This window comes from Pseudomonas sp. FG47 (assembly GCF_057809115.1).
In genome coordinates this window covers 125,362-143,853 of the sequence record NZ_JBMDJI010000001.1, presented here as the reverse complement: position 1 = coordinate 143,853, position 18,492 = coordinate 125,362, and the positions used below count along the sequence as shown (strand labels likewise).

Below are 18,492 nucleotides of genomic sequence, written 5' to 3'. Positions count from 1 at the left end.
GCGGGGCAAGTCCGCTCCCACGTCGCATCAAGCCCCGAAGATAGACAGATCCAACGGCCTGATCGCGCCCATCCAGATTGCATGGTCGCGGTGATCCGCCAGCTCGTCCCCGGTCTCCGGGTGCAGGAACACCACCAACCCCTTGCGGTACAGTGCCAGCCACGGCAGCACCACCCCCACCACCTCCGGCGCGAACGCCAGCTGGCAGCTCCAGTCCGGGTGCGGCCCGACCGGCTTCTGGTGCATGCGCCCCATGGTCACGGGGAACAGCCGCGTCGCCTCTTCGCACAGCTCGCGGGCCTGCTGCATGGTCGATGCGTCGTAGTACACGTGGGCGTGGTAACCCTTGATCCTTTGCACGATGGCTCCTGGTTGCTTTGCGACTTTCGCCTAGCATCCGCGCTGTCCGCTTCGCCGGCAAGCCGGCTCCTACATATCGAGGCCAGCGCGGCTTTCGTAGGAGCCGGCTTGCCGGCGAAAGGCGCCTCAATCACCACGCTCCTGCTCCAGCCAATCCACGAACCGCTCGATCAATGCCCCACGCCGCTTGCGCGGCGGCAGCACCACGTAATACCCGCGCTTCGAGCGTAAACTCCCCTCCAACGGACGACACAGCACGCCTTGCTCCACCAGCCCGTCCACCAGGTGCCCCCAGCCGATCGCTACCCCTTGCCCAGCAATCGCCGCCTGGATCAACAGGGTGTAATTGTCGAACCGCAACTGCCCGGCAGGCGGCGGGCTGTCCACGCCAAACCCACGAAACACCCCCGCCCAGTCGAACCAGCGGCTAGCCTGCTCACCCCGCAAATGGAGCAGCGGAAATCGTTGCAAAGCCACGGCTGACAAGGGTTTGCCATGAGTCAGCCGAGGGCTGCACACCGGGAAAACCTCCTCATCGAACAGCCAGCGGCTCTCGCCCTGATGGAAGCGGCCATCACCGAACAACACCGCCACATCGATGTCCGGGCGCAACATCGCCTGGCTGCGCTCACCGGTCACCAGGCTCACGTCCACCTGTGGATAAGCCTCGTGGAAACGCTGCAGGCGCGGCATCAGCCAGAACGCCGCAAAGGCGAAGTCGGTCGCCACCTGCAGCACCTCGCGCTGGCCGCGCCCACTGGCTTGGGCAACGCCATCGTCCATGGCTTGCAAGCCTTGGTGCACCTGCTCGAACAACAGCACCCCCACCTCGGTCAGCTCGATGCCCCGGTAGATCCGGTCGAACAACCGCGTGCCCAACTGCGCCTCCAGGCGCTTCATCTGCTGGCTGACCGCCGGCTGGGTGGTGCCCAGTTCCACGGCGGCAGCGGTGAAGCTACGCAGGCGGGCGGCGGCCTCGAACACGCGCAGGGTGTCCAGGGGCAGGGCTGCAAGGTGCTCAAACATAAGCTTGGCTAATCCCAGTCATTGCCCGGCATGGGCTTTACCCCTGTTATCCACAGCCGCATGCTGGATTGCAAGTGCTCCCCATAACCCTCGACGATGGAAGGCCCCCATGAAGCGACCCAACATCCTGTTCATCATGGCCGATCAGATGGCCGCGCCTTTGCTGCCGATCTACACCCCATCGCCGATCAAGATGCCCCACCTGGCCCGCCTCGCCGAGCAGGCCGTGGTGTTCGACAGCGCCTACTGCAACAGCCCGCTGTGCGCGCCGTCGCGCTTCACCCTGGTCAGCGGCCAGTTGCCCAGCCGCATCGGCGCCTACGACAACGCCGCCGACTTCCCCGCCGACGTGCCCACCTACGCCCACTACCTGCGCCGCCTCGGCTACCGCACGGCACTGTCGGGCAAGATGCACTTCTGCGGCCCGGACCAGTTGCACGGCTACGAAGAGCGCTTGACCTGCGATATCTACCCGGCTGACTACGGCTGGGCGGTGAACTGGGATGAACCGCACGTGCGCCCGAGCTGGTACCACAACATGTCGTCAGTGCTGCAAGCCGGGCCCTGCGTGCGCACCAACCAGCTGGATTTCGACGAAGAGGTGGTGTTCAAGGCGCGCCAGTACCTCTACGACCATGTGCGCGAGGATGACGGCCGGCCGTTCTGCCTGACCGTCTCCATGACCCACCCCCACGACCCGTACACCATTCCCAAGTACTACTGGGACATGTACGAGGATGTGGATATCCCACTGCCGCGGGACAAGATCGCTCAGGGCGAGCAGGACCCGCACTCGCAACGCCTGCTCAAGGTCTACGACCTGTGGAACAAGCCGCTGCCCGTGGACAAGATCCGCGACGCCCGCCGCGCCTACTTCGGCGCCTGCAGCTACATCGACGACAACATCGGCAAGCTGCTGCAGACCCTCGAGGAGTGCGGCCTGGCCGACGACACCCTGATCGTGTTCTCGGGCGATCACGGCGACATGCTTGGCGAGCGCGGGCTCTGGTACAAGATGCACTGGTTCGAGATGTCGGCGCGGGTGCCGCTGCTGATCCATGCGCCCAAGCGCTTCGGGCCGACCCGCGTCAGCGCCAGCGTATCCACCTGCGACCTGCTGCCGACCCTGGTCGAATTGGCCGGCGGCGCTGTGGATAACCAGTTGCACCTGGACGGCCGCTCGCTGCTCGGCCACCTGCAAGGGCAGGGTGGGCATGACGAGGTAATCGGCGAATACATGGCCGAAGGCACGGTCGGCCCGCTGATGATGATCCGCCGTGGCGCCTACAAGTTCTTGTACAGCGAAGAAGACCCATGGCTACTCTACGACCTGAGCCGCGACCCGCACGAGCGGGAGAACCTCACCGGCAGCCCGGACCACCAGGCGCTGCTGCAGGCATTTGCCGATGAAGCCAAACAGCGCTGGGACATCCCGGTCCTGCGCCAGCAGGTGCTGGCCAGCCAACGACGCCGCCGCCTGGTGGCCGAGGCGCTGGCCATCGGCAAGCTGAAGAGCTGGGACCACCAACCACTGGTGGACGCCAGCCAACAGTACATGCGCAACCACATCGATCTCGACGACCTCGAGCGCAAGGCACGTTATCCACAGCCCGCACCCCTGGATTGAGAAGAGAGGCCGCCATGCACAAGTTCTCCACCGCCGTGCTCGCCCTGGCCCTGAGCCTGAGCACGGCCCACGCCGCCGACAGCGACGCGCAATGCAGCACCGTGAAACTGGCCGACCCCGGCTGGAGCGATATCGCCAGCACCAACGCCCTGGCCCGGCTGCTGTTGGAAAGCCTGGGTTATCAGGTGAAGATCGACAGCCTGGCCGTGCCGATCATCTACGGTGGCCTGAAGGATGGCCGGGTGGATGCCTTCCTCGGCAACTGGATGCCGGCGCACCAGGGCTTCCATGACAAGTTCATCGCCAGCGGTGATGTGCAGCAACTGGCGAAAAACCTCGAAGGCACCGAGTTCACCCTGGCGGTGCCCGACTATGTATGGAACGCGGGCGTGAAGGACTTCGCCGACCTACACAAGCATGCCGAGCAGTTCGACAAGAAGCTCTACGGCATTGGTTCGGGCGCGCCGGCCAACCTGTCGCTGAAAGAGATCATCGACAAGAACGAGTTCGACCTGGGCCAGTGGAAACTGGTCGAGTCCAGCGAGCAGGCGATGCTGGCGCAGGTGGACCGGGCGCTGAAGAAGCAGCAGTTCATCACCTTCCTGGGTTGGACCCCGCACCCGATGAACGTGAAGTTGAAGATGCATTACCTCACGGGTGGGGAGAAATGGTTTGGCAGCAAGGGCGATGTTTACACCCTGACCCGCAAGGGGTATCCACAGGCGTGCCCGAATGCGGCAAAGCTGCTGGGGAACTTGAAGTTCTCGCTGGAGATGGAGAACAGCATCATGGCCGAGGTTGTGGATAAGAAGGTGAGCTTCGATGAGGCGGCCAGGGGTTGGGTGAAGGCCCATCCAGAGCTGTTGGAAGGATGGTTGGCTGGGGTGACCACTAAAACCGGCGGTGGGGCCTCCAAAGCGGTGAAAGCCAAGCTTTGATGTTCGTCTGTTAGGCTGCTGGGGCCGCTTTGCGGCCCTTTCGCGACACAAGGCCGCTCCTACAGGAGAGCGCGTGGCCCGTGTAGGAGCGGCCTTGTGTCGCGAAACGAGGGCGAAGCCCTCGCCTGCAATGTCGAATGTTGCTCGGATACCAGGACCGATAGATGCCTCGCCTTGCTTACCTGCTGCCCTTCCTCACCTGGCTCCCCCGCCAATCGGGCCGCAGCCTGCGCCAGGACCTGCTGGTGGGCCTGAGCGGCGCCATCCTCGCCCTGCCGCAATCGATCGCCTACGCCCTGATCGCCGGCCTGCCCGCCGAGTACGGCCTGTACGCTGCCATCGTACCCGTGCTGATCGCCTGCCTGTGGGGCTCATCCTGGCACCTGATCTGCGGCCCCACCGCGGCCATCTCCATCGTCCTCTACGCCAGCATCAGCCCGCTGGCCGTGGCTGGCAGCGCCGACTATGTAACCCTGGTACTGCTGCTGACTTTCCTTGGCGGTGTCTTCCAGTTGCTGCTGGGGCTGTTGCGCTTCGGTGCGCTGGTCAATTTCGTTTCCCACTCGGTGGTGCTGGGCTTCACCCTCGGCGCCGCCATCGTCATCGCCCTTGGACAGCTGCCGAACCTGCTGGGGATGGACCTACCGAGCCAGGCCACGGCGTTGAAGACCGTACAGGACCTGGCTGGGCACATGGGCGAAGTGGACCTGCCATCGCTGGTCCTGGGCCTGGCCACGCTGGTCATCGGGATTGCCCTGAAACTGTGGCGCCCGCGCTGGCCAAGCCTGTTGATAAGCCTGCTGCTGGTCAGTCTGATGGCTTGGCTGTTACCCGGCGTGTTCGGCCACGTGCCCAGGGTGGCTGCGTTCACCGGGCAGCTCCCGCCCTTCAGCCCCCTGCCGCTGCTGGACGTGGAACTGATGCTGCGCCTGCTACCCAGCGCCGTGGCGGTGGGCATGCTGGGGCTGGTCACCAGCCTGTCGATTGCCCGCTCGTTGTCGGCACGTTCGGAGCAACTGATCGACCCTGACCAGGAAATCCGCGCACAGGGCCTATCGAACATCGGCGGCGCGTTTTTCTCCGGTTACCTGTCTGCAGGTTCTTTCACTCGCTCGGGCCTGAGCTACGACGCCGGCGCCCGCTCGCCCCTGGCCGGGGTATTTTCGGCCTTGTGGGTGGCCCTGTTCGCCGTGACCGGTGCCGGGCTGATCGCCCACCTGCCGATCCCGGCGATGGCGGGGAGCATCCTGCTGATCTGCTGGGGGCTGGTGGACCATCGCGGCATTCGCGCGCTGTTCCGGGTCAGCCGCTCGGAGTTCCTGGTGATGGCGCTGACGGCGGCGGCGACGCTGCTGCTGGAGTTGCAGACGGCGATCTATGCCGGGGTGCTGGCCTCATTGTTCTTTTACCTCAAGCGCACCTCACGGCCACGGGTGCAGCAAAGCCGGGAAGGGGAGGCGGATGTGTTGCGGGTGGGTGGGTCGATCTTCTTTGGCGCGGCGCATTATCTGCAAGTGCGCTTGCAGCGCTGCCAGGGGCCGCATGTGGTGATCGATGCGCGGCAGGTGAACTTCATCGATTACTCGGGTGTGGATATGTTGCACCGCGAGGCGCGACGGCTGATGCGTAGTGGCGGGAGCCTGACGTTGCAGCGGGCACGGCCGCAGGTGGTGGAGGAGTTGCAGAAGCTGGAGGGGGTTGAACTGTGCCCCATCCGGTTTGAGGAATGAGCTTCAGGTCCTGGGGCTGCTGCGCAGCCCTTTCGCGACACAAGGCCGCTCCTACACGGGACCGCGATCTCCTGTAGGAGCGGCCTTGTGTCGCGAAAGGGCCGCAAAGCGGCCCCAAAATCTCGAATTCAGCCGCGAGCTAGCTGCCGGCGCAGCTCATCCAGCACCGGCCCGGTCTCAGGCCGAACCCCGCGCCAGATAAAGAACGCCTCGGCCGCCTGCTCCGCCAGCATCCCCAGCCCATCCAGCACCTTGGCCGCGCCAAGCTTGCTCGCCCACTGGCAGAACGGCGTCGGTTCCTTGCCATACATCATGTCGTAGCAAACGGTACGCCCGGCTTCGACCAAGCTTTCGGCAATCGGCGGCAGCTCGCCAGCCAGGCTCGCCGAGGTGGCATTGATGATCACGTCCACCGGCTCCTGCAACCAGGCAAAACCGCTGGCCACCACCGGCCCCAGCTCATCGAACTCACGGGCCAGCTGCTCGGCCTTCTCCACCGTGCGGTTGGCGATCACCAGCGACTGCGGCTTGTGCGCGAGGATCGGCTCCAGCACGCCACGTACCGCGCCACCAGCACCAAGGATGAGGATGCGCTTGCCGGCCAGCGCGACCCCAGCGTTGACGGTGAGGTCACGCACCAGTCCGGCGCCGTCGGTGTTGTCGCCTTGCAACGTACCGTCGGCCAGCTTGCTCAAGGTGTTTACCGCGCCAGCACGCTGGGCACGCGGGGTGAGGCTGTCGCACAGGCGGTAGGCCTCCTCCTTGAACGGCACGGTGACGTTGGCACCGCTGCCTTGCTTGAAGAAGCCACGGGCGCAGTCACTGAACTCGTCCACCGGCGCCAGCAGGGTGGCGTACTCCAGGTCCTCGCCGGTCTGGTCGGCGAACAGGCGGTGGATCAACGGCGACTTGCTGTGGCCGATGGGGTTGCCGAATACGACGTACTGGTCCATGGGAGCTCCTCGGTTATCCACAGTGTTACTGAGCGAGCCAGTCGCGGTCCTGCAGGAAGTACTCGGTCAGGCGCGCTTCTTCGCTGCCAGGCTCGGCTTTCCAGTCGTAGCCCCAGCGCACTTGCGGTGGCAGCGACATCAGGATCGACTCGGTGCGGCCACCGGACTGCAGGCCGAACAGGGTGCCACGGTCGTAGACCAGGTTGAACTCGACGTAGCGGCCACGGCGGTATTCCTGGAACTCGCGCTGGGCGGGGGTGTACGGGGTGCCCTTGCGGCGCTGGACGATCGGCAGGTAAGCCTCGACGTAGGCGTCACCGATGGCGCGGATGAAGGCGAAGCAGGTGTCGAAGCCCCACTCGTTCAGGTCATCGAAGAACAGGCCGCCGATGCCGCGCGGCTCGCCACGGTGCTTGAGGTGGAAGTAACGGTCGCACCAGGCCTTGTAGCGCGGGTACACGTCGGCGCCGAACGGCGCACAGGCCTGCTCGGCCACGCGGTGCCAGTGCACGCAGTCTTCTTCGTTGCCGTAGTAGGGGGTCAGGTCGAAGCCACCGCCAAACCACCACACCGCCTCTTCGCCCTCTTTTTCGGCGATGAAGAACCGCACATTGGCGTGGGAGGTCGGCACATGCGGGTTGTGCGGGTGGATCACCAGCGACACGCCCAGGGCCTCGAAGCCACGGCCCGCCAGCTCCGGGCGGTGGGCACTGGCCGACGGCGGCAGGCCGGCGCCGAATACGTGGGAGAAGTTGACCCCGCCCTTCTCGATCACCTTGCCTTCGCCGATCACCCGCGTGCGCCCGCCACCACCGGCATCGCGCACCCAGGCATCCTCGACGAAGCGGGCGCCGCCGTCTTCGTTTTCAAGGGCAGTGCAGATGCGGTCTTGCAGGTCGAGCAAGTAGGCTTTTACGGCCTCGGTGCGGCTGGTCATCGGGTCACCTGGAAGGAGCGGGAAAATTCGCCGCGTAGCATACCACCGGCCAAGCCCGCGTCGCAGTTGACGGCGATCAAGCAAAGAGGTCCGATAGAAGACCCTTTGCGACCCGCGACGACAGGAGTGTGTGATGGCCAAGCGTATCCAGTTCAGCCAGCATGGCGGCCCGGAAGTCCTGCAATTAGTGGAATTCGAGCCGGCACCGCCCGGCTCGCAGCAGGTGCGGGTGCGCAACCAGGCGATCGGGCTGAATTTCATCGATACCTATTTCCGCAACGGGCTGTATCCGCCGCCATCCCTGCCTTCGGGGCTGGGCACCGAGGCGGCTGGGGTGGTCGAGGCGGTAGGTGAAGGCGTCACGCGCATCAAGGTCGGCGACCGCGTGGCCTATGCCGGTGGGCCGCTGGGAGCCTACAGCGAGGTGCACACACTGCCCGAGGCCAACCTGGTGAAGCTGCCTGAGGCGATCAGCTACGAACAGGCGGCGGCGGTGATGCTCAAGGGGCTGACCACGCAGTATCTGTTGAAGCAAACCTACGCCGTGCAACCGGGTGATTTCGTGCTGTTCCATGCTGCTGCCGGTGGTGTGGGGTCGCTGGCGTGCCAGTGGGCCAAAGCGCTGAAGGCCAAGCTGATCGGTACTGTCAGTTCCGCCGAGAAGGCTGAGCGGGCCAAGGCGCTCGGAGCCTGGGCCACCATTGACTACAGCCATGAAGACGTGGCTAAACGCGTGCTGGAGCTGACAGACGGTCAGAAGTGCGCGGTGGTGTATGACGGCGTGGGGGCCGATACCTGGCTGACTTCACTGGATTGCCTGAAGCCGCGTGGATTAATGGTCAGCTTTGGCAATGCCTCTGGCGCGGTGACTGGGGTGAACCTGGGGATCTTGTCGCAGAAGGGCTCTCTGTATGTCACCCGACCAACGCTGGCGAGCTATGCCAACAACGCTGAGAACACCCAGGCCATGGCCGATGACTTGTTCGCGATGATCGCCAGTGGCAAGTTGGTGGTGGATATCCAGCAGCGGTATCCGTTGAGTGAGGCGGCCAAGGCACAGAGTGAGTTGTCGGCGCGGCGGACGGTGGGATCGACGGTGCTGCTGCCATGAAGTGTTTTGCTCTGCGTTCTATTTGAGCATGCCTAGGCTGCTTTTTGGCCCACCCCAGCAAGCTGGCTTCGACAGACACGTGACCACACAGTCCACAGACAGAAGCCAGCTTGTCGGCGATGGTGCGCAAAAAAGTTTTATCCAACTTTGCCTTGATCTGAATCAGATCGTCATGCCGAATAACTGAAAAGCCTACAACTGAATCTTATTTTATTTCAAAAATTTGCAATCTTCCTAGAGTATCACTACTAGCCCATTCATTAAAAAATTGCTTGCGAATTACTCTGGCTTGTTTTTTCTCTGGACCAAGCAGCAATAAATCACCCGCAGCCAGATTTTCATAGAGATACTTGGCATCCGGAACATTTATAAGTTCGCCAAAATCGGACCCATCTTCATTTTCTACCAACAGAACTTCGTAAAAATCAAACATGTCACACCTCCCACATATTATTGACAGGATGAATCATGAGATAAGCATTTAGCGTCAACAACTGGTAAAAATGATAGTTGCAAATTTACTAAAGTAAGCTGTAAGTAACTCATGGCTATGACAATGCAGTACCTGCTCAAGCAAATGCCAATGGGCGAAAGCGCCGGGGCCCAATCGCTCGGGGCCGTGGCAACCATCGGCTACAGCCGCGCTCGTTGCTAATCGCGTGCTGGAACTGACCGACGGTCAGAAATGCTCAGTGGTGTATGACGGCGTGGGGGCGGATACCTGGCTGACTTTGCTGGATTGCCTGAAGCCGCGTGGGTTGATGGTCAGCTTCGGCAATGCGTCCGGCTCGGTGACCGGGGTGAACCTGGGGATCTTGTCGCAGAAGGGCTCGCTGTATGTCACCCGGCCGACGCTGGCGAGCTATGCCAACAACGCCGAGAACACCCAGGCCATGGCGGATGACCTGTCCGCGATGATCGCCAGTGACAAGTTGGTGGTGGATATCCAGCAGCGGTATCCGTTGAGTGAAGCGGCCAAGGCGCAGGCGGAGTTATCTGCGCGGCGGGCCGTTGGTTCGACTGTTTTGCTGCCTTGAGGGTCAGCCCTGCGGGGTGTTCGCCGCGAGCGTTGCAGCGTCTATGAAATCGAGCGCAGCCCGCGCGGCGCATCGCGGATGAATCCGCTCCTACATTCGTTGCAACGTGGCCATGACCGATAGGCCATGGTTGTTCGCCTTATGGGTACGACGCGATTTTTCGGCTGGCGCCGCCGCCCAAGCCATGCGCCAAGGCTGGCAACTATGGCCTCACAGGTGCGGCACGTTGCAACAGATGTAGGAGCGGATTCATCCGCGATGCGCCGCGCGGGCGGCGCTCGATCTCAAGAGCACTGCAAAACTATGGCCCTGCACTTGCCCGCCAACACGCGATCAACCTCCCTGCCGGGAATTCCCAGGTGCTTGCGCCGACTCGATGCCATCGAGCATCGCCTCCACCAGTCCCTCAGCCATTTCCAGCGAGTGCAGGCTCGACCAGTACATGCCACGCCCTTCGTCGCACAAATGGTCGAGTGCCTTGATGCCGGTGTCGTAAGCACAGCGCAGGTAAAGCGCGACGTGCACCAGGGCATCGTGGGCTTCGATGTTGGGGTTTACGGTGAAGAGCGGTGGGTGGCCGGCGTCGCAACGGCCGAAGGGGTGGGTTGTGGTATTGGGGAGTGGTGGATCGGGGACAATTTTTCTAGCCATTGGAAAATGCTCCACTAAGCCACTACCAATCACTACCACGTGAATTGGGTGGCGACTGTACGCGAGGTGGTAGACCCGGGCATTTTCCCAATCCAGGCAGGCTCGAAAGCCTCTCGCGCACAGCCGCCATAGGCTGTCATGGGAAGAATGCATCCGGGCTACCACACCCGATCGCCAAGTTATTCGGCGACGGTCTGGAGCCTAGAGGCAGGCGTTCCCACTGAGAAGGTAATGGCGGTCGACAGGCTGCGTAGGATATTTCTCTGAATTCGAAATGGGCAGCCTTGGGAGGAAAAATCAGAAAGTCCTGAGTGCAGAGAATCCTTGTGGAGCGAAACGCGAAAGAAAGGACCTCGCTTGACCGTACCGGCGCTAAGGCGTAGCGTTTCTCTCTGAGGTTGTGCTGGTGCGCCGGTTGAGTTTCAAGTTATCCGGGCGAGTGCATCCTTACCCTTTGGCCGCTTCAGCGGCCGTTATTTTTTGGGCTTGTTTCTATCCCTTTAGGCACAGGCCTTTCAAGGTGTTCGACGACGGGGCTGCAGCGCTCTTGAGATCGAGCGCCGCAAGGTTTGCGGCGGACACCTGGAGGCCCTCATCCGGTCTATAACCCTAAGCCCAAAGGCCTTGAAAGGGGTGCCCTTTCGGCACGAAGCCCTCGCCAGCGGTATCAGCCCGGGCGCACAACCTCGCCGGTTACCAGGTCGCGAATCAAGCTCGGATTCTTCCGCCCCCCCAACGCCCCACCCAGCACCATGTCCAACTGCTTGTGGAAATACTGCTCCACCCGCAACCGGCTCTTGGCCGCCGGGCGCCCGGCCGGGTTGCAGGACGTGGAAATTAACGGGCCCACCAGCGCGCACAGCTCACGCACCTGTGGGTGATCGCTGACCCGCAATGCCACGCTGTCATGCTGCCCGGTCACCCACTCGGGCAGCAGGTCCTGGTGCGGCACCAGCCAAGTGTTCGGCCCCGGCCAGGTGGCGGCCATGCGGTCGATCCAGTCCTGGGGGAAGTCTTCGAACAGGAAGTCGAACTGGTGGATGCTGTCGGCGACCAGGATCAGGCCTTTATCCACAGGCCGCGACTTGAGCGCCAGCAGGCGATACACCGCGTCCTCGTTCCACGGGTCGCAGCCCAGGCCCCAGACCGCTTCCGTCGGATAGGCGATCACCGCACCCGCCTTCACCTCACGCGCGGCTTGTTGCACACGCCAACTGCTCACCATTTCCGTCTCTCCGCATAAACGCCGTGTGCGCAGTGTACTTAGCCGGAACGGGCAAACCAACGCCCGGCTTCATTGCTGACCCGGCCCTCGAGCTCCAGCTCGGTGAGGCTGGCCAATACCTGGGCTAGAGGCTGGCCGCTGCTGTGCGCCAGGCCCTCGCTGGTGTGGGGTGCGGCGTGGAGCAAGGCGAGCAGGGGATGGTCGGCTTTGCCCACAGGTGCGCCCGGCAAGTTCTGCCAGCCGCGCAGGCTGTCGAGGATCTGCTCCACGCTTTCCACCAGCAGCGCACCGTCGCGGATCAGTTGGTGGCAGCCCTTGGCGCCGGGGTGGTGGATCGAACCCGGAATGGCATACACCTCGCGCCCTTGCTCCGCGGCAAGGCGCGCGGTGATCAACGAGCCGCTGGCGATGCTCGCCTCGACCACCAGCACGCCGAGCGACAGCCCGCTAATGATGCGGTTGCGCCTGGGGAAGTTGCCGGCCAGCGGCCCGGCATCCAGCGGGTACTCGGAAACCAGCGCGCTGCCGCTGTCGAGCATCGCTTGGGCAAGGTCACGGTGGCGCTGTGGATAAAGTTTTTGCAACCCCGTGCCGAGCACTCCAATGGTTTGCCCCCCGGCCTTCAGCGCGGCCCGATGAGCGGCACCATCAACGCCCAGCGCCAGCCCGCTGGTGATGGTGAATCCGGCTTGCGCCAGGCAACGCGAGAACGCAGCCGCGGTATCCAGCGCTGGTGGTGAAGCACGCCTGCTACCCACAATTGCCAGCTGCGGATGCTCCAGCAAAGCGGGGTCACCGGCGACGAACAACAGGGGTGGCGGGTCGTCGATTTCACTTAGCAATGCGGGGTAGCCAGGCCCGTCCCACATCAGCAAATGCTGGCCCGGGCGCTCTAACCAGGCCATTGCAGCCAATGCGCCGTCGCGCACCTCAGGGCTGCGACGAGCATCGATACTGGCGGCTGGCAACCCCAGCGCACGCCAGGCACTGGCCGGCGCACTGAGTGCCGATGAGGCATTGCCAAAGGCTTCGATCAGGGTAAGAAAGCGGCGCAGGCCGATGTCGGGGAGACGATGCAGACGCAGCCGCGCCTCCAGTTCGGCAGGCGAGCAAGGCGACGAACGGAGAGTGCTCATGGGTGATCCTCCTTGACCGACAGGGGGCCATCGGCGTGGCACAACCTGTGGATAACTTTGTGGGTAATACTTTGAAAAGCTGTCCATTAAATGGCAGCTATCAAGCCCATAAAGACCCTAGCCGAGCTTTCACAGGTGCCTTGTCCACCTTTTCCCTTTATTATGTGTGCTCAGTTTTCAACCGACCGCACAGTGACTGCCTGACCGCCATGGCCATTTTGAACATCCTCGAATTCCCCGATCCGCGCCTGCGTACCATTGCCAAACCGGTAACGGTGTTTGACGACGCCTTGCGCCAGCTGATCGACGACATGTTCGAAACCATGTACGAAGCCCCGGGCATCGGCCTGGCAGCCACCCAGGTCAACGTGCACCAGCAAGTGGTGGTGATGGACCTGAGCGAAGATCGCAGCGAGCCGCGCGTCTTCATCAACCCCAGCGTCGAAGAGCTGACCCACGACATGGGCCAGTACCAGGAAGGCTGCCTGTCGGTGCCGGGCTTCTACGAGAACGTCGACCGCCCGCTGCGCGTCCGGGTAAAGGCCCAGGACCGCGACGGCAAGCCGTACGAGCTGGAATGCGAAGGCCTGCTGGCGGTCTGCGTGCAGCACGAGTTCGATCACCTCAACGGCAAGCTGTTCGTCGACTACCTGTCGCAGCTCAAACGTGACCGGATCAAGAAGAAGCTGGAAAAGCAGCACCGCCAGCAAGCCTGATCCCCACCTTCCAGAAGGCTTGCTCCGGCAAGCCTTTTTCTTTTTCAAGAAGCGAGAACTCCATGCGCATCGTCTTCGCAGGCACCCCAGAGTTTGCCGCCGAACACCTCAAGGCTTTGCTCGACAGCCCGTACCAGATCGTGGCCGTCTACACCCAGCCCGACCGCCCGGCCGGGCGTGGCCAGAAGCTGATGCCAAGCGCGGTCAAGGCGCTGGCCGTGGCCCACGATATCCCGGTGTACCAGCCGCAGACCCTGCGCAACGCCGATGCCCAGGCCGAACTCGCCGCGCTGAAGCCGGACCTGATGGTGGTGGTCGCCTACGGCCTGATCCTGCCCCAGGCGGTGCTGGATATCCCGCGCCTGGGTTGCATCAACAGCCACGCATCCTTGCTGCCACGCTGGCGCGGCGCCGCGCCGATCCAGCGCGCCGTTGAAGCCGGTGACGCCGAGAGCGGCGTGACCGTGATGCGCATGGAAGCGGGCCTGGACACCGGCCCGATGCTGCTCAAGGTGGTCACCCCGATCAGCGCCGAGGACACCGGCGGTACCCTGCACGACCGCCTCGCCGCGATGGGCCCGGGCGCCGTGGTGCAGGCCATTGCCGGCCTGGCCGATGGCAGCCTGCAAGGTGAAGTGCAGGACGATGCCCTGGCCACCTACGCCCACAAGCTGAACAAGGACGAAGCGCGCATCGACTGGAGCCGCTCGGCCGTGGAGCTTGAGCGCCTGATCCGCGCCTTCAACCCCTGGCCGGTGTGCCACAGCACCCTGGACGGCGAAAGCGTGAAGGTGCTGGCCGCCAACTTGTCCACAGCCCAGGGCGCCCCCGGCGAAATCCTGTCGGCCAGCAAAGATGGCCTGGTGGTCGCCTGCGGTGACCAGGCCCTGAGCCTGACCCGCCTGCAACTGCCGGGTGGCAAGGCCCTCAACTTCGCCGACCTGTTCAACAGCCGCCGCGAGAAATTCGCCAGTGGCAAGGTGCTCGGCCAATGAACCCACGCCTGGCTGCCGCCCGTGCCTTGGCCGCTGTGCTCAGCGGCAAGGCTTCGCTGAACAGCTCGCTGCCGGCGCAACTGGACAAGGTCGAGGAGCGCGACCGTGGCCTGACCCAGGACCTGGCCTTCGGCACCGCTCGCTGGCAGCCGCGCCTGGACCTGCTGGCCGCGCAACTGTTGCAGAAGCCGTTCAAGGCCGCCGACGCCGATGTGCAGGCGCTGCTGCTGGTCGGCCTGTACCAGCTGTTCTACAGCCGCATGCCGGCCCACGCAGCCATCGGCGAGACCGTCGGGTGTGCCGACAAGCTCAAGAAGCCTTGGGCAAAGGGCCTGCTCAACGCGGTGCTGCGCCGCGCCCAGCGTGAAGGGGAGGCACTGTTGGCCGACATGGAGCGCGACCCGGTGGTGCGCACCGCCCACCCGCGCTGGCTGCAGAAGTCGCTCAAGGCCTTCTGGCCTGAGCAGTGGGAGGCCATCTGCGCCGCCAACAACGCCCACCCGCCGATGATCCTACGGGTCAACCGCCGCCATCACAGCCGCGACGCTTACCTCGCGCTGCTGGACGAGGCTGGTATCGGCGCCAGCGCCTGCCAGTACAGCCGTGACGGCATTGTCCTGGCCGAGGCTTGCGACGTGCGCGGCCTGCCAGGCTTCGCCGACGGCTGGGTGAGCGTGCAGGACGAAGCCGCGCAGCTGTCCGCCGACCTGCTGGAACTGGCCCCCGGCCAGCGCGTGCTCGACGCCTGCTGCGCCCCGGGCGGCAAGACCTGCCACCTGCTTGAAGCCGAACCGGGCTTGGCGCACATGGTCGCCATCGACCTCGAGGCCAAGCGCCTGACCCGCGTGCGCGAGAACCTCGAGCGCCTCAAGCTCGATGCCGAGCTGATCGCCTGCGACGCCCGCGACACCGCCAGCTGGTGGGACGGCAAGCCATTCCAGCGCATCCTGCTCGACGCCCCGTGCTCGGCCACCGGCGTGATCCGCCGCCACCCGGATATCAAGCTAACCCGCCAGGCCGACGACATCCCGGCCCTGGCCACGCTGCAAGGCGAGTTGCTCGATGCCCTGTGGCCAACGCTGGAGGTGGGCGGCATGCTCCTGTATGCCACCTGCTCGAGCCTGCCGACCGAGAACACCGAAGTCATCGACGCCTTCCTCGCCCGCACCCCAGGTGCCCGCGAGCTGGACCTGGCCACCGAAGCCGGCCTGCGCCAGCCCCACGGCCGCCAGCTGTTGGCCCAGGAAGGCGGCCATGACGGTTTCTACTATGCCAAGCTGATCAAGATCGCCGCTTCGCGCGGATAAGACCAAGGGTAGGGAGTAGCGGATGAAGATCATCATCCTCGGCGCAGGACAGGTCGGCGGCACGCTGGCCGAGCACCTGGCCAGCGAAGCCAACGACATCACCGTGGTCGACACCGATGGCGAACGCCTGCGCGACCTCGGCGATCGCCTCGACATCCGCACCGTGCAGGGCCGCGCCTCGCTACCGACGGTGCTGCGCCAGGCCGGTGCCGACGACGCCGACATGCTGGTGGCGGTGACCAACAGCGACGAGACCAACATGGTCGCCTGCCAGGTGGCGTACTCGTTGTTCCACACCCCGACCAAGATCGCCCGGGTGCGCGAGTCGGCCTACCTGACCCGCGAAGAACTGTTCGACAACGACCATATTCCGGTGGATGTGCTGATCAGCCCCGAGCAAGTGGTGACCAACTACATCAAGCGCCTGATCGAACACCCCGGCTCCCTGCAGGTGATCGACTTCGCCGAGGGCAAGGCCCAGCTGGTGGCGGTCCGGGCCTACTACGGCGGGCCGCTGGTCGGCCAGCAACTGCGCCAGATCCGCGCCCACATGCCCAACGTCGACACCCGCGTGGCGGCTATCTTCCGCCGCGACCGGCCGATCACTCCACAGGGTGACACGGTGATCGAAGCCGACGACGAAGTGTTCTTCATTGCCGCGAAAAAGGACATCCGCGCGGTGATGGGCGAACTGCGCCGCATCGACGAGAGCAACAAGCGCGTGGTCATCGCCGGTGGCGGGCAGATCGGTGAGCGCCTGGCCGAGGCCATCGAGAGCCGCTACCAGGTGAAGATCATCGAGATGAACCCGGCTCGCTGTCGCCAGCTCTCCGATACCCTGGAAAGCACCGTGGTGCTGCAGGGCAGCGCCTCGGACAAGGACCTGATGCTCGAGGAGAACATCGCCGACGCCGACATCTTCCTGGCCCTGACCAACGACGACGAGGCCAACATCATGGCGTCGCTGCTGGCCAAGCGCCTGGGCGCGCGCAAGGTGATGACCATCATCAACAACCCGGCCTATGTCGACCTGGTGCAGGGCGGCGACATCGACATCGCCATCAGCCCGCAGTTGGCCACCATCGGTACACTGCTGGCCCATGTGCGCCGTGGCGATATCGTCAGCGTGCATTCGCTGCGCCGTGGCGCGGCCGAGGCCATCGAGGCCGTGGCCCATGGCGATTCGAAGTCGAGCAAGGTGGTGGGCAAGGCCATCGAGGACATCAACCTGCCGCCGGGCACCACCATCGGCGCAATCATCCGCGAGGACGAAGTGATGATCGCCCACGACGACACGGTGATCGAGTCGGGCGACCATGTGATCCTGTTCGTTGTGGATAAAAAGCATATTCGGGACGTGGAGAAGCTGTTCCACGTGGGCTTGAGTTTCTTCTAGGAGGGAAGGGCATGCGTGAATCGCTGGAGAAGATGCTGGCCAAGGGTGTGGATAACCCGCTGCTGCGCTTTGGCTTGGGCAAGGCCTGGCTGGACGAGGGCAATGGCGCAGAGGCGGCGGTGCACCTGGCCAGCTGCGTGAAGCAGGACCCCAAGTATTCGGCGGCGTGGAAGCTGCTGGGCAAGGCGTATCAGCTCAGCGGCGATCTGGCTGGGGCGCGCAAGGCCTGGGAAGAGGGGATCGTCGCGGCACAGGCCCATGGCGACAAGCAGGCCGAGAAGGAGATGGCGGTATTCCTGAAGAAATTGAACAAGGTCAGCAACTGAGCTTCGTGCTGTAGGAGCCAGCCTTGCTGGCGAACCAGGCGCGGCGGTGGATGGCACCGGCTTCGCCGGTGTTCGCCGGCAAGGCCGGCTCCTACAGGGATTGCGCCAGCCTATGGGCCTTGAGACGCCTCAATACCAGCGCGCCTCACCCGCCGGGCGCTTCTTGAAGCGCTTCATGCTCCACATGTACTGGCTCGGGTACTCGCGCACATAACGCTCGACCACCTTGCTCATGGCCGCCGCCGACTCATTCACATCGGTGCTGTACATGGCCTCTGGCGCCGCCTCCAGGAATACCTTGAAGCCCGAACCATCGGGCAGGCGCAGGGCATGCAGGAACACACCTACCGCCTTGCCGCCGGCGAGCATGTTCGGCACGAACTTGCTGGTCAGCGCCTGGGTGCCGAGGAACGGCACGAACACGCCTGCCGACTCGGCCGGCTCCGGATCCGCGGGAATCCCCACCTGACCACCCCGACGCACTTCCTTGATCACGCTGAGGATGCCTTCCTTGGTCGAAGGCGCCACGCGGTTGCCCATCTGCACCCGCTGCTCGCGCAGCAAATCATCCACAGCCTTCAGCTTGGGCGGGCGGTAGAAGATGATCGGTTTGCACTGGTTGCAATAGAAGTGGTTGAGCACTTCCCAGTTGCCCAGGTGGCTGGTGATGCCGACCACGCCCTTGCCCGAGGCCAGGGCCTGCTCCAGTACTTCCAGGCCGTGCACTTCCTTGACCAGGTCGAGCGAGCGCTGCGGCGGCCAGATCCAGGCGCAGGCGCTTTCGACGAACGACTTGCCGATGTCCTTGAGCGCGCGACCGACCAGTTGCTCGCGCTCGGCCGGGTCCATCTCCGGGAAGCATTTGGCCAGGTTGATGCGCACGACATTGCGCGAGCCGTTGGGGATTTTCCACATCAGCCAGCCGATACCGGCGCCGACGCGCTGCACGGCGCCCCAGGGCAGCTTGGCAAACAGGCGCAGCACCCCGACCATCAGGGCGCCCTTGAACTTTTCCACAGGC

18 protein-coding genes and 1 pseudogene are annotated in these 18,492 nt (G+C 64.0%); 10 read left to right on the top strand and 9 right to left on the bottom strand.

Annotated features, from left to right (window positions below; genetic code table 11):
* Positions 1-27: 27 nt before the first annotated feature.
* Together ACODS5_RS00675 and ACODS5_RS00670 are read right to left on the bottom strand one after the other, a co-directional pair.
* Positions 28-360, bottom strand: coding sequence for a DOPA 4,5-dioxygenase family protein (locus ACODS5_RS00675; RefSeq protein ID WP_134689086.1), 333 nt, complete (start codon positions 358-360; stop codon positions 28-30).
* 126 nt (positions 361-486) lie between these two features.
* A complete protein-coding gene (locus ACODS5_RS00670) occupies positions 487-1,386 on the bottom strand; it encodes a choline sulfate utilization transcriptional regulator (RefSeq protein WP_489107673.1) in 900 nt (299 codons plus the stop codon).
* A 109-nt stretch (positions 1,387-1,495) separates the two neighbouring features.
* Here ACODS5_RS00670 and betC point away from each other — a divergent pair, with 109 nt between their 5' ends.
* The 3 genes from betC to ACODS5_RS00655 all read left to right on the top strand — a co-directional run bounded on the left by betC (position 1,496) and on the right by ACODS5_RS00655 (position 5,681).
* A complete protein-coding gene (gene betC / locus ACODS5_RS00665) occupies positions 1,496-3,013 on the top strand; it encodes a choline-sulfatase (protein WP_489107672.1) in 1,518 nt (505 codons plus the stop codon).
* Between the two features lie 14 nt (positions 3,014-3,027).
* Positions 3,028-3,951 (top strand): choline ABC transporter substrate-binding protein, encoded by a 924-nt coding sequence (gene choX, locus ACODS5_RS00660; RefSeq protein ID WP_489107671.1) that lies wholly within the window; start codon positions 3,028-3,030, stop codon positions 3,949-3,951.
* A 164-nt stretch (positions 3,952-4,115) separates the two neighbouring features.
* The gene (locus tag ACODS5_RS00655; protein ID WP_134689090.1) at positions 4,116-5,681 is read left to right on the top strand and encodes a SulP family inorganic anion transporter; all 1,566 of its coding nucleotides are present in this window, start codon (positions 4,116-4,118) and stop codon (positions 5,679-5,681) included.
* 128 nt (positions 5,682-5,809) lie between these two features.
* Here the strand turns inward: ACODS5_RS00655 and aroE are convergent, their stop codons facing one another.
* Both aroE and hemF read right to left on the bottom strand, forming a co-directional pair.
* Positions 5,810-6,634 carry a shikimate dehydrogenase gene (gene aroE, locus ACODS5_RS00650; protein WP_489107670.1) on the bottom strand — a complete coding sequence of 275 codons (825 nt, stop codon included), beginning with the start codon at positions 6,632-6,634 and terminating at the stop codon, positions 5,810-5,812.
* A gap of 25 nt (positions 6,635-6,659) precedes the next feature.
* Entirely contained in the window at positions 6,660-7,571 is a 912-nt protein-coding gene (gene hemF / locus ACODS5_RS00645) for an oxygen-dependent coproporphyrinogen oxidase (RefSeq protein WP_489107669.1), read from the bottom strand.
* A 133-nt stretch (positions 7,572-7,704) separates the two neighbouring features.
* Here hemF and ACODS5_RS00640 point away from each other — a divergent pair, with 133 nt between their 5' ends.
* Complete coding sequence (locus ACODS5_RS00640; RefSeq protein ID WP_489107668.1) at positions 7,705-8,682, top strand: NADPH:quinone reductase; 978 nt, start codon at positions 7,705-7,707, stop codon at positions 8,680-8,682.
* 205 nt (positions 8,683-8,887) lie between these two features.
* Here ACODS5_RS00640 and ACODS5_RS00635 read toward each other — a convergent pair whose 3' ends face one another.
* Positions 8,888-9,115, bottom strand: a complete 228-nt coding sequence (locus ACODS5_RS00635) for a hypothetical protein (RefSeq protein WP_489107667.1) — start codon at positions 9,113-9,115, stop codon at positions 8,888-8,890.
* A 214-nt stretch (positions 9,116-9,329) separates the two neighbouring features.
* On the opposite strand from ACODS5_RS00635, the pseudogene ACODS5_RS00630 reads away from it, so the two are divergent.
* A pseudogene (locus ACODS5_RS00630) lies at positions 9,330-9,719 on the top strand (zinc-binding dehydrogenase); the annotation flags it as partial.
* A 333-nt stretch (positions 9,720-10,052) separates the two neighbouring features.
* On the opposite strand, the gene ACODS5_RS00625 reads toward ACODS5_RS00630, so the two are convergent.
* The 3 genes from ACODS5_RS00625 to dprA form a co-directional block, all read right to left on the bottom strand.
* A complete protein-coding gene (locus ACODS5_RS00625; protein ID WP_489107666.1) occupies positions 10,053-10,370 on the bottom strand; it encodes a hypothetical protein in 318 nt (105 codons plus the stop codon).
* Between the two features lie 667 nt (positions 10,371-11,037).
* Entirely contained in the window at positions 11,038-11,595 is a 558-nt protein-coding gene (tsaC, locus tag ACODS5_RS00620) for an L-threonylcarbamoyladenylate synthase type 1 TsaC (protein ID WP_489107665.1), read from the bottom strand.
* A 38-nt stretch (positions 11,596-11,633) separates the two neighbouring features.
* Positions 11,634-12,731 carry a DNA-processing protein DprA gene (gene dprA / locus ACODS5_RS00615; protein ID WP_489107664.1) on the bottom strand — a complete coding sequence of 366 codons (1,098 nt, stop codon included), beginning with the start codon at positions 12,729-12,731 and terminating at the stop codon, positions 11,634-11,636.
* A gap of 209 nt (positions 12,732-12,940) precedes the next feature.
* On the opposite strand from dprA, the gene def reads away from it, so the two are divergent.
* The 5 genes from def (at position 12,941) to ACODS5_RS00590 (ending at position 17,471) form a co-directional block, all read left to right on the top strand.
* A complete protein-coding gene (gene def, locus ACODS5_RS00610) occupies positions 12,941-13,447 on the top strand; it encodes a peptide deformylase (protein ID WP_038707094.1) in 507 nt (168 codons plus the stop codon).
* 62 nt (positions 13,448-13,509) lie between these two features.
* On the top strand, positions 13,510-14,442 hold the full coding sequence (gene fmt / locus ACODS5_RS00605; RefSeq protein ID WP_489107663.1) for a methionyl-tRNA formyltransferase: 933 nt from the start codon (positions 13,510-13,512) through the stop codon (positions 14,440-14,442).
* Complete coding sequence (gene rsmB / locus ACODS5_RS00600) at positions 14,439-15,749, top strand: 16S rRNA (cytosine(967)-C(5))-methyltransferase RsmB (protein WP_489107662.1); 1,311 nt, start codon at positions 14,439-14,441, stop codon at positions 15,747-15,749. The genes fmt and rsmB overlap by 4 nt, the downstream gene beginning before the upstream one ends.
* Before the next feature lie 22 nt (positions 15,750-15,771).
* Positions 15,772-17,145, top strand: a complete 1,374-nt coding sequence (gene trkA / locus ACODS5_RS00595; RefSeq protein WP_023629849.1) for a Trk system potassium transporter TrkA — start codon at positions 15,772-15,774, stop codon at positions 17,143-17,145.
* Between the two features lie 11 nt (positions 17,146-17,156).
* Positions 17,157-17,471, top strand: coding sequence for a tetratricopeptide repeat protein (locus ACODS5_RS00590; RefSeq protein ID WP_489107661.1), 315 nt, complete (start codon positions 17,157-17,159; stop codon positions 17,469-17,471).
* Between the two features lie 129 nt (positions 17,472-17,600).
* On the opposite strand, the gene ACODS5_RS00585 is transcribed toward ACODS5_RS00590, so the two are convergent.
* Positions 17,601-18,488, bottom strand: a complete 888-nt coding sequence (locus ACODS5_RS00585) for a lysophospholipid acyltransferase (protein WP_023629851.1) — start codon at positions 18,486-18,488, stop codon at positions 17,601-17,603.
* Positions 18,489-18,492 lie beyond the last annotated feature (4 nt).

Excerpts from the sequence above, each read along its gene's own strand:
- ACODS5_RS00670 (WP_489107673.1), bottom strand. The coding sequence starts at position 1,386 with ATGTTTGAGCACCTTGCAGCCCTGCCCCTGGACACCCTGCGCGTGTTC.
- betC (WP_489107672.1), top strand. The coding sequence starts at position 1,496 with ATGAAGCGACCCAACATCCTGTTCATCATGGCCGATCAGATGGCCGCG.
- choX (WP_489107671.1), top strand. The coding sequence starts at position 3,028 with ATGCACAAGTTCTCCACCGCCGTGCTCGCCCTGGCCCTGAGCCTGAGC.
- ACODS5_RS00655 (WP_134689090.1), top strand. The coding sequence starts at position 4,116 with ATGCCTCGCCTTGCTTACCTGCTGCCCTTCCTCACCTGGCTCCCCCGC.
- aroE (WP_489107670.1), bottom strand. The coding sequence starts at position 6,634 with ATGGACCAGTACGTCGTATTCGGCAACCCCATCGGCCACAGCAAGTCG.
- hemF (WP_489107669.1), bottom strand. The coding sequence starts at position 7,571 with ATGACCAGCCGCACCGAGGCCGTAAAAGCCTACTTGCTCGACCTGCAA.
- ACODS5_RS00640 (WP_489107668.1), top strand. The coding sequence starts at position 7,705 with ATGGCCAAGCGTATCCAGTTCAGCCAGCATGGCGGCCCGGAAGTCCTG.
- ACODS5_RS00635 (WP_489107667.1), bottom strand. The coding sequence starts at position 9,115 with ATGTTTGATTTTTACGAAGTTCTGTTGGTAGAAAATGAAGATGGGTCC.
- ACODS5_RS00625 (WP_489107666.1), bottom strand. The coding sequence starts at position 10,370 with ATGGCTAGAAAAATTGTCCCCGATCCACCACTCCCCAATACCACAACC.
- tsaC (WP_489107665.1), bottom strand. The coding sequence starts at position 11,595 with ATGGTGAGCAGTTGGCGTGTGCAACAAGCCGCGCGTGAGGTGAAGGCG.
- dprA (WP_489107664.1), bottom strand. The coding sequence starts at position 12,731 with ATGAGCACTCTCCGTTCGTCGCCTTGCTCGCCTGCCGAACTGGAGGCG.
- def (WP_038707094.1), top strand. The coding sequence starts at position 12,941 with ATGGCCATTTTGAACATCCTCGAATTCCCCGATCCGCGCCTGCGTACC.
- fmt (WP_489107663.1), top strand. The coding sequence starts at position 13,510 with ATGCGCATCGTCTTCGCAGGCACCCCAGAGTTTGCCGCCGAACACCTC.
- rsmB (WP_489107662.1), top strand. The coding sequence starts at position 14,439 with ATGAACCCACGCCTGGCTGCCGCCCGTGCCTTGGCCGCTGTGCTCAGC.
- trkA (WP_023629849.1), top strand. The coding sequence starts at position 15,772 with ATGAAGATCATCATCCTCGGCGCAGGACAGGTCGGCGGCACGCTGGCC.
- ACODS5_RS00590 (WP_489107661.1), top strand. The coding sequence starts at position 17,157 with ATGCGTGAATCGCTGGAGAAGATGCTGGCCAAGGGTGTGGATAACCCG.